This is a genomic window from Stenotrophomonas sp. I18B00994 (assembly GCF_014145825.1).
Classification (GTDB): Bacteria; Pseudomonadota; Gammaproteobacteria; order Xanthomonadales; family Xanthomonadaceae; genus Stenotrophomonas; species Stenotrophomonas maltophilia.
In genome coordinates, this window is sequence record NZ_JACIUW010000052.1 from 1 (window position 1) to 556 (window position 556).

Here is a 556-nt window from a genome sequence, read left to right on the forward strand (position 1 = left end):
CTCCCTGGTGAAATTAGCGCTGTGGAACCACCCGATCCCATCCCGAACTCGGAAGTGAAACGCAGCTGCGCCGATGGTAGTGTGGCTCAAGCCATGCGAGAGTAGGTCATCGCCAGGGTTTACACCCGAGAACCCCGCTGCATGCGCAGCGGGGTTTTCCTTTTTTTGCAGGCACCCGGTTTCGACCTGGACTTGCGGCAACAACTTCACGAAGAGCTTCAAGTTCCTCCAACAAGTTGTTGACAAAGCTGAAAGGCCTGCCATAATAGGCGGCTCGCAACGACGAAAGACCTTCGGGTCCAACGACGAAGCAGCATCGGCAACAACGTCCACTCCGGTGAGACGGCCTTGAAAAAAGGTGTTGACGAAGCGGAAAAGCCGGCTATAATGGGCGGCTCGCTACGAAGGAAACTTCGCAGCACACGGGAACGGCGCTGAGGCCACTTCCCAAGATCTTTGAAAGTATGCGCAGGTATCTTGTGAAGGCGCCTGCAGGAAGGATGATTGTCCATCTTGCAGACGTTTGATCAAGCAACTATTAATTGTTTTAAAGCAA

At 53.6% G+C, this 556-nt stretch carries 1 rRNA gene; it reads left to right on the forward strand.

Annotated features, from left to right (window positions below):
- The first annotated feature begins 3 nt into the window (after nt 1-3).
- Nucleotides 4-118: ribosomal RNA gene (rrf, locus tag H4O10_RS22145) — 5S ribosomal RNA — on the forward strand.
- The last annotated feature ends 438 nt before the right edge of the window (nt 119-556 follow it).